This is a genomic window from Saccharomonospora piscinae (assembly GCF_005862235.1).
Taxonomy (GTDB): domain Bacteria; phylum Actinomycetota; class Actinomycetes; order Mycobacteriales; family Pseudonocardiaceae; genus Saccharomonospora; species Saccharomonospora piscinae.
In genome coordinates, this window is sequence record NZ_VCEK01000004.1 from 677,185 (window position 1) to 687,315 (window position 10,131).

Here is a 10,131-nt window from a genome sequence, read left to right on the forward strand (position 1 = left end):
GGTGTCCGGCGAGCCCGGCAACCCTGCCCGTCGCGGAAACCGCGATGCACGCGCTGTGCTCGGTCGACTCGGTGGGGTTGAATGGCGAACGAAGAGACTCTGCGGGACTACCTCAAGTGGGTCACCGCGGAACTGCACCAGGCCAGGCAGCGAGTGCGGGACCTGGAGGCGGGCGAGAGCGAGCCGATCGCGATCGTGGCGATGGCCTGCCGGTACCCGGGTGGCGTCGACACACCCGACGACCTGTGGCGGCTCGTGACCTCGGGCACCGACGCGATCGCCCCCTTCCCCGGTGACCGGGGCTGGCAGCACCAGCTCGACTCGATCGGCGCGCGCGAGGGCGGTTTCCTCGACGACGCGACCGGTTTCGACGCGGAGTTCTTCGGCATCTCGCCCCGCGAAGCCGTCGCCATGGACCCCCAGCAACGGCTGTTGCTCGAACTCTCCTGGGAGGCGATCGAGCGCTCGGGTATCGCTCTGGCTCCCCTGCGGGGCACCAGCACCAGCGTGTTCGCGGGAGTCACCAGCCAGGACTACGCCGGTGTGCTGAGCCAGTCGCCGGACGGCTCAGCCGGACACGCGATGACCGGAACCTCGCCGAGCATCGTCTCCGGACGGATCGCCTACGCGCTGGGGCTGGAGGGCGGGGCCGTCTCGGTCGACACCGCCTGCTCCACGTCGCTGGTCGCGATGCACCTCGCCGCCGCGGCGCTGCGGCGCGACGAGTGCTCACTGGCCATCGCGGGCGGGGCCAGCGTGATGGCCACCCCGACCGCGTTCCTCGGTTTCGACGAGCAGGGCGGGCTCGCCGCGGACGGCCGCTGCAAGCCCTTCGCCGCGTCCGCCGACGGCACGTCGTGGAGCGAGGGCGCGGCCGTCGTGCTGCTCGAACGCCTCTCCGACGCGCGCAGGGCGGGCCACCAGGTGCTGGCCGTCCTCCGCGGTTCGGCGGTCAACTCCGACGGCGCGTCCAACGGTCTCACGGCCCCGAACGGACCGGCACAGCAGCGCGTCATCCTCTCGGCACTCGCCGACGCCACCCTGTCACCCTCCGAGGTGGACGCCGTCGAGGCGCACGGCACCGGAACCGCGCTCGGCGACCCGATCGAGGCGGACGCGCTGCTCGCCACCTACGGTCAGGACCGCCAGGACGACCGGCCGTTGCTGCTCGGCTCGGTGAAGTCCAACATCGGCCACGCCCAGGCTGCGGCCGGAATCGCCGGCGTGATCAAGATGGTGCTGGCCATGCGGCACGGCGTGCTGCCGCGAACACTGCACGTCGACGCCCCGACCCCGCATGTGGACTGGAACTCGGGCGGGGTCGAGCTGCTGACGGAGCAGGTGCCGTGGCCGGAGACGGGCGGGCTCCGGCGCGCCGGGATCTCGGCGTTCGGCATGAGCGGGACGAACGCCCACCTCATCCTCGAACAGCCCTCCGACGAGGACTCCGACGGAAACTCCGACGAAGACTCCGTCGTGCCGCCGGTGCTGCCCTGGGTCATCTCGGCGCGAACGGATGCCGCGCTGCGGGAGCAGGCGGAACGCATCAGGTCCTACGTGGAGGACACGAGCCCGCGTGCCGTGGACGTGGGTGCCGCCCTCGCGAGCCGCACGCCGTTCGAGCACCGTGCCGTCGTCTTCGAACCCGGCCAGCTCGGCACCCTCGGCAGGGGCGCCGTGCGTGGCACGGCGTCGGCGGGGCGAACGGCCTTCCTGTTCACCGGGCAGGGCGCGCAGTGGAGCGGGATGGGCAAGGGCCTGTACGAGGCGTTCCCCGCGTTCGCGGAGGCGTTCGACGCGGTGTGCGCGGAGCTGGACGGCCCGCTCGGCAGGCCGGTGCGGGACGTCGTCTTCGACGGCGGCGAGCTGCTCGACCAGACGGCCTGCACACAGGCGGCGCTGTTCGCGTTCGAGGTGGCGTTGTTCCGGCTCGTCGAGTCGTGGGCGGCGACCCCGGACTTCGTGCTCGGCCACTCGATCGGCGAGGTGGTGGCCGCTCACGTGACGGGCGTGCTGTCGCTGGCCGACGCCTGCACCCTCGTGGCCGCCCGTGGCAGGCTGATGCAGGCGCTGCCCTCCGGCGGAGCGATGGTGTCGCTGCGGGCACGCGAGGACGAGGTCCTGCCGCTGCTGACCGACGGGGTGTCGCTGGCCGCGGTGAACGGGCCCGACTCCGTCGTGCTGTCCGGTGACGAGGACGCCGTGGCGGCGCTCGTCGCACGGTTCGCCGACCGGAGTTCCAAGCGGCTGTCGGTCAGCCATGCGTTCCACTCCCCCCGGATGGACGGCATGCTCGACGACTTCCGCGCGGTCGTCGAGGGCCTGTCGTTCGGTACGCCGACGATCCCGCTCGTGTCCAATGTGACCGGTGAGCTGGCCGGGCCGGAGCTGGGCACCGCCGACTACTGGGTCCGGCACGTGCGCGAGACCGTGCGGTTCGCCGCAGGGCTGGAGTGCCTCGCGGGCCGTGGCGTCACCCGCTACCTGGAGGTGGGGCCGGACGCCGTGCTCACGGCCCTGGGACAGGACTGCCTTCCCGACGCGCTGTTCGTGCCCGCCGTACGCAGGGACCGGGACGAACCCGAGGGGCTCGTCGTCGCCGCCGCCACGGTGTACTGCGACGGCGCGAACGTCGACTGGAGTGCCTACTACGGGCACCGCTCGGGCGCGCGCGTGGAGTTGCCGACGTACGCCTTCCAGCACACCCGGTTCTGGCCGACGGTCCTGGAGCGTCCCACCGGGCACGACATGGACCCCGCCGACGTCCGCTTCTGGGAGGCCGTCGAGGCGGAGGACAGCGCCGCGCTGGCGCGGGTACTGGACGTCGACGACGTGGCCTCCGTCGCGGGCACGCTTCCCGCGCTGTCGTCGTGGCGCAGGCGGCGGCGCGTCGACGACACCATCGGCTCGTGGCGGTACCGCGAGAGCTGGCGTCCGGTGACCGTGACCGGAGACGCGGCGCCCGCGGGGACGTGGTGGGTGATCAGCCCGGAGTGGCGGGCCGACGACGCGATCACGGCGGTGGCGAACGCGCTGGCGGAGGGCCTGTCCCGGTCCGGTGCCGACGTCGTGCCGCTCGCCGTCCCGTGCGACGCCGCCGACGAGCTCGCCGCGCGGTTGGCGGGGGCGCCGGAACCGGACGGTGTGATCTCGCTGCTGGCGCTCGCTGACCACCAGCCGGACGGCGGAGGGCAGACCGCGGCCGACGCGGTTTCCGTCGGCCTGGCCGCCACGGACGCCCTGGTGAAGGCACTCGGCGGCAGCGAGCGAAGCGCCCCGTTGTGGTGCGTGACGAGGTCCGCGGTCTCGGCGGGCCGGTGGGACGAGGCCGTCGATCCGGTGCAGGCGATGACCTGGGGCTACGGCCGGGTGGCCGCCCTCGAGCTGCCCACCGTGTGGGGCGGCCTGCTCGACCTGCCACAGCAGCTCGACGACCGTGCCGTCACGCGCGTGTGCGGCGTGCTGTGCGGCACGGAGGACCAGGTGGCGGTCCGGGCCTCCGGAGTGCTCGCGCGGCGGCTGGAACGCGCGCGGGAACCGGGCCGTGCCGGGACACCAGAGACGCCAGCGACACCCTGGACCCCGCGTGGCACCGTCCTGATCACCGGCGGCACGGGCGGCATCGGCGGGCACCTGGCCCGCTGGCTCGCGAGCGCGGGCGCCTCCCATCTCGTGCTCACCAGCAGGCGCGGCGCGGACGCGCCCGGCGCCGCCGAGCTGACCGCCGAACTCGGCGAACTCGGCGCGCGCGTCACGGTGGCCGCCTGCGACGTCGCGGACCGCGACGCGCTCGCCGACCTCGTCGCCGGGCTCCGCTCCGACGGCGAGACGATCTCGGCCGTCGTGCATGCGGCGGGCGTCAGCCAGCAGAGCCCGATCGGCGAGACCGGTCGCGCCGAGTTCGCCCGTATCGCGTCGGGCAAGGTCGCGGGTGCCGCCAACCTGCACGCGCTCTTCGCCGACGAGCCGCTCGACGCCTTCGTGCTCTTCTCGACGGTCGCCGCCGCGTGGGGAAGCGCTGGGCAGGGCGCGTACGCCGCCGCGGGCGCCTACGTCGACGCGCTCGCCACCCGACGGCGGGCGGCGGGGCTGCCCGCGACCTCGGTCGCCTGGGGCCTGTGGAGCGGCGGCGGAATGGCCACGGGGTCGACGGAGGAGCACCTGGCCAGGCGTGGCCTGCGCGCCATGCCCGTCGAGCTGGCGGTCACGGCACTGCGCAAGGCCGTCGAGGGCGGCGAGGCCACCGTGACCGTCGCCGACGTGGAATGGGAGCGGTTCGCTCCCTCGTTCGCGTCGGTCCGGCCGAGCCCGCTGCTCGCCGACCTGCCCGAGGTCAGGGACGCGCTCGACACCGGGGACCAAGACACGGGCGAGCAGTCCTGGCTCCGGCGCGAACTGGCCGCGGCGAGGCCGCGCGAACGCGACGACGCCGTTCTCGAACTGGTCCGTACCGAGGCCGCCGCCGCGCTCGGCTACGCCTCGGCCGGGGAACTGCCAGCCGACCGCGCCTTCCGTGACCTCGGCTTCGACTCGATCACCGCGGTGGACTTCCGCAACCGCGTCAACGCGGCGACCGGCCTTCGCCTGCCGACCACGCTGGCCTTCGACCATCCCACAGCGGCCGAGGTCACGGCACGGGTCGTCACCGAGGTCTTCGGCACCGACCCGGCGGGCGAGCACGCGGTGGTCCCCGGCGACGGGGTCCTCACCCACGAGGACGATCCGGTCGTCATCGTCGGCATCAGCTGCCGCTTTCCCGGCGGCGTGCGTTCTCCCGAGCAGCTGTGGCGGCTGCTGGCCGACGGGGTCGACGCGGTGGGCGAGTTCCCGTCCGACCGGGGCTGGGACGTCGACGCGCTCTTCGACGTCGACCCGGACAAGCCGGGCGGCTCCTACAGCACGCAGGGCGGCTTCCTCGACGGCGCCACGGAGTTCGACGCGGGCTTCTTCGGCATCTCGCCCCGCGAGGCGCTGGCCATGGACCCCCAGCAGCGGCTGCTGCTGGAGTTGTCGTGGGAGGCCTTCGAGCGGGCGGGTATTCCACCGGGCAGCGCGCGGGGGAGCCGGACGGGCGTGTTCGTCGGCGCCTCCCCGCAGGGGTATGGCAACGGTGTCGCCGACGTGCCCGACGGGGTCGCCGGGTACCTCATGACGGGCACCTCCACCGCGGTCCTCTCCGGCCGGATCGCCTACACGATGGGTCTTGAGGGCCCTGCGGTCACGGTGGACACCGCGTGCTCGTCGTCGCTGGCCGCGCTCCACCTCGCGGCGCAGGCACTGCGGGGCGGCGAATGTGCGCGGGCACTGGTGGGCGGGGTCGCCGTGATGGCCACTCCGGGAACGTTCGTGGAGTTCAGCAGGCAACGCGGCCTCGCGGCGGACGGTCGCTGCAAGGCCTTCGCCGACGCGGCGGACGGGACCGGATGGTCCGAGGGCGTCGGCGTGCTCGTCGTCGAGCGGCTGTCCGACGCACGAGCGCACGGTCACGAGGTGCTGGCCGTGGTCCGCGGGTCGGCGGTCAACTCCGACGGTGCCTCCAACGGCCTCAGCGCCCCGAACGGACCGTCGCAGCGCCGGGTGATCCAGCAGGCGCTCGCCGCGGCGCGGCTCACGCCGGAGCAGGTGGACGCCATCGAGGGCCACGGCACCGGCACCACGCTCGGCGACCCGATCGAGGCGCAGGCACTGCTGGGCACCTACGGCCAGGGCAGGCCCGCCGAGCGGCCCGCGCTGCTCGGCGCGATCAAGTCGAACCTCGGTCACACGCAGGCCGCCTCCGGGCTCGCCGGAGTGATCAAGATGGTGCTGGCGATGCGGCACGGCGTCCTGCCACGCACGCTGCACGTCGACCGGCCGACCTCCGGGGTCGACTGGTCCACGGGTGCGGTGTCGCTGCTGACCGAGCAGGTCGACTGGCCGGACACGGGCGAGCCCAAGCGCGCCGCGGTGTCCTCGTTCGGCGTCAGCGGCACCAACGTCCACACGATTCTGGAGGAAGCTCCCCCCGTCACGGACCCGGCGAACCAGGCGGGCGAGCAGACCGGAGCCCCCGAGGCCAGGGTGACGCCGTGGCTGCTGTCCGCGCGCACCGAGCAAGCACTGCACGCGCAGGCGAGCCGCCTGCTGTCCGAGCTGGACGGGCTGTCCGCCGCCGACGTCGCGTACTCGCTCGCGACGACGAGGGAACACCTCGAACACCGCGCGGTGGTGCTCGCCGACGACGTCCCGGGCCTGCGCGACGCGCTGGCGGCACTCGCGGCAGGCGCGACCGGCTCGGCCGGTGTCGTCCGCGCCTCGGGCAAGCCGGGGTACACGGGCTTTCTGTTCTCCGGCCAGGGCTCCCAGCGGGCGGGGATGGGCAGGGAACTCTACGACGCCTATCCCGCGTTCGCGGACGCGTTCGACGCGGTGTGCGCGGAGCTGGACCGCTATTCGGACCGGCCGGTCGCCGAGGTCGTCTTCGGCGGCGACGGACTCGACCGGACGGGCCGCACCCAGACGGGCCTCTTCGCGCTGGAAGTCGCGCTGTTCCGGCTTCTGGAGTCGTGGGGCGTGCGAGCGGACTTCCTGCTCGGCCATTCCATCGGCGAGCTGGCCGCCGTGCATGTCTCCGGTGCCCTGTCGCTGCCCGACGCGGCGGCGCTCGTCTCGACGCGGGCGCGGTTGATGGACGCCCTGCCCACCGGTGGGGCGATGGTGTCGTTGCGGGCGACCGAGGCCGAGGTCGAGCCGCTGCTGTCCGGTGCGGTGTCGCTCGCCGCCGTCAACGGACCCGGAACCGTCGTGGTCTCCGGCGACGAGGACGCGGTTGACGCCGTCGAGCGGCATTTCTCCGAGCAGGGGCGCAGGACCAAGCGACTCGTCGTGAGCCACGCCTTCCATTCGCCGCGCATGGAGCCGATGCTCGACGAGTTCCGGCAGTTCGCCGCGAGCCTGTCGTTCGGCACGCCGCGCATCCCGATCGTGTCCACGGTGACGGGACGCCAGGTCAGCGCCGAGGAACTGGCCGATCCCGGCTACTGGGTACGCCAGGTGGCCGCTCCCGTGCGGTTCCTCGACGCCGTGCGAGCCATGGACGAGCGCGGGGTCACCGCCTTCGTCGAACTCGGCCCCGACGGCACGCTCACCGGGCTGGCACCGGACTGCGTCTCCGATCCGGACGGCTCGGCGTTCGTTCCGGTGCTGCGTGGCGGCCGCACCGAGCCGCTGACGCTCGGCGGCGCGCTCGCCCGGCTCCATGTCGAGGGACGGCACGTGGACTGGGCCGCCTACTTCTCGGGTTCCGGCGGCAGGCGGGTGGATCTGCCCACGTACCCGTTCCAGTCCGAGCGTTTCTGGCTGACCGCCGACGACGGCGCGACGGCCGTCGCGGCGGGCTTCACGGGGACGGGCCACCCGCTGCTCACCGGCATGGTCGAGCAGGCGGGCACCGGCGGCGTGCTGGGTACGGGAACACTGTCGCTGTCCACGCATCCCTGGCTCGGTGACCACGCGGTGCTGGGCACCGTCCTGCTCCCGGGCGCGGCGTTCGTCGAACTCGGACTGCAGGCGGGAAGCCCACTCGGGTGCTCGCGGATCGAGGAGCTCACGATCGAGGCGCCACTGGTGCTGCCGCCCGACGGGACCGTGCTGCTCCAGACCTGGGCGGGACCCGCCGACGACGACGGCAGCCGGACGTTCACGGTCCACAGCAGGCCCGGGGGCGCCGACAACGCCGCCAACGCCGACAACGCGCCGTGGACCAGGCACGCCAGCGGCGTGCTCGTCGCCGGAAAGCCGGAACGCGGTGACGCGCCCGCCGAGTGGCCGCCCGCCGGCGCCTCACCGGTGCCGATCGACGGCTTCTACGACACGCTCGTCGAGCTCGGGTACGGCTACGGTCCGGTGTTCCAGGGGCTGCGCGCGGCGTGGGTGCGCGGTGACGAGGTCTTCGCCGAGGCGGCGCTGCCCGACGGCGACGCCGCGGGATTCGCCCTGCACCCGGCCCTGCTCGACGCGGCGATGCACGCGATCGGCCTCGGCTCGCCGGAGGAGAACCGGGCTCGGCTCCCGTTCGCGTGGGAGGGTGTCACCGCGTACGCCTCCGGCGCGGGGGCCGTGCGGGTACACATCACTCCGCGCGGCGGGGACGCGGTGTCGCTGACGCTGACCGACACCGCGTCTCGCCCGGTGGCCGAGATCGACTCGCTGGTGCTGCGGCCGGTGAACACCGCCCAGCTCGGCGACGGGCGGCCGTCCCGGCAGGATTCGCTGCTGGTGCTCGACTGGTCGCCGGTGCCGCCCGCCGAACCCGGCGCGGTGACCTTCGTCGGGGACACCCCGTTCGTCGGGGGCACCGAGTTCGTCCGGTGCGCGGGACTCGACGAGCTGGCCGAAGTCGCCGAGCCGGGAATCGTGGTGACGAGCTTTCCCGCCGAGGCGGAGGAACCGGCCGCGACGCACGCGGCTGTCCTGGCGGCACTGGAGTTCCTGCAAACCTGGTTCGCCGACGAGCGCTTCACCCACCTTCCGCTGGCCGTGCTGACCCGGGGCGCGGTCGCCGTCGATGAGGACGGTAACGAGACCGACGGTCTCACGCAGGCCGCGCTGTGGGGGCTGCTGCGGTCGGCGCAGTCGGAACATCCCGGCCGCCTCGTGCTCGTCGACGTCGACGACACGACGGAGTCGGCGCGCGTGCTGCCCGCCGCGCTCGCGACGGGACACGACCAGCTGGCCGTGCGGGCAGGCACCGTGTCCGTGCCGACACTCGCCCGCGCCGCCGCCGACCCAGCCGAGCAGGCGCCGCTCGATCCCGAGGGAACCGTCCTGGTCACCGGTGGTGGTGTGCTCGGCGGACTGGCCGCCCGCCATCTCGTCGGCAGGGGCGCCAGGCAGGTGCTGCTGGCGAGCCGTCGGGGTGCGGAGGCGCCCGGCGCCGCCGAACTCATGGCCGAGCTCACGGAAGCGGGCGCGGCCGTCCGGTTCGCCTCCTGCGACCTGGGTGACCGGGACAGCGTCGAGAAACTGCTCGACACCGTCGCGGACGAGCACCCGCTGACCGCCGTCGTCCACACCGCGGGCGTGCTGGACGACGGTGTGCTCTCGTCGCTGACCCCCGAGCAGGTGGACACGGTGCTGCGGCCGAAGGTGGACGCCGCATGGCACCTGCACGAGCTGACGGCGGAACTGGACCTGTCGGACTTCGTCCTGTTCTCCTCGACCGCCGGAACGCTCGGCAGTCCCGGGCAGGCCAACTACGCGGCCGCCAACGCCTTCCTCGACGCGCTCGCCAGGCACCGTGCCGGGCTCGGACTGCCCGCCGTGTCGCTGGCGTGGGGACCGTGGGCGGCCAGCGGGATGCTCGGCCGGCTCGACGCCGCCGGAGTGAACCGCCTCGCCAGGACGGGACTGGCTCCGCTGTCGGACGAGCAGGGAATGGCACTGTTCGACCTGGCGCAGCGGCTGCACCGGCCCGCCGTGGTGGCCGCGCGGCCCGTCACGGGCGCCGCGCAGGTGCGGGTCGACGCGGTACCGCCGCTGCTGCGCCCCCTGGTTCCGCTGCCCACGCTTCCGGCGGCGCAGACCGGGGCGGAGTCCGCGTCCGCACTGCGCCTTCGCCTCTCGTCGGCGACCGCCGAGGATCGCGACCGGATCGCCTACGAGGTGGTGGCCGGGGCCGCGGCCGAGGTGCTCGGGCACGCGTCGCCCGACGCGATCGAGCGCGGTCGTGGGTTCCTCGACATCGGTTTCGACTCGCTCACCGCCGTCGAGTTGCGCAACCGGCTCGGCGTCGTCACCGGGCTTCGCCTGCCCGCCACTCTCGTCTTCGACTATCCGACGCCCGAGGCGCTCGCGGAGCACGTCCGCGACGAGCTCGTGGAAGGCGGCTCCGTACCCGCGCTGTGGCTGGTCGGCGAGCTGGACCGGCTCGCCGACGCGTTCGCGGCCGTGCGCACGGACGACGACGACAGGGCTCGCGTGACCGAGCGACTACGCGGACTGCTGTCGGCATGGACGGCGCAGGCGCCGTCGGCCGAGGACACCGATGGCCTGCAGGAGGCCACCGCCGACGAGCTCTTCGACCTGCTCGACGAGGAACTCGGCACCGGGTCCGACGGCGGCCCCTCGACCACCCCGAAGGAGTGACGCCAC

Annotated in this window: 1 protein-coding gene; it reads left to right on the forward strand. The window is 73.8% G+C overall.

Features of this window, described 5'->3' with window-relative positions:
• Positions 1 to 81: 81 nt before the first annotated feature.
• Positions 82 to 10,125 (forward strand): type I polyketide synthase, encoded by a 10,044-nt coding sequence (locus FFT09_RS19210; protein ID WP_138383531.1) that lies wholly within the window; start codon positions 82 to 84, stop codon positions 10,123 to 10,125.
• Positions 10,126 to 10,131: the final 6 nt, after the last annotated feature.

Bases quoted from the DNA above. Each gene is read 5' to 3' on its own strand.
- FFT09_RS19210 (WP_138383531.1), top strand. From the start codon at position 82: ATGGCGAACGAAGAGACTCTGCGGGACTACCTCAAGTGGGTCACCGCG.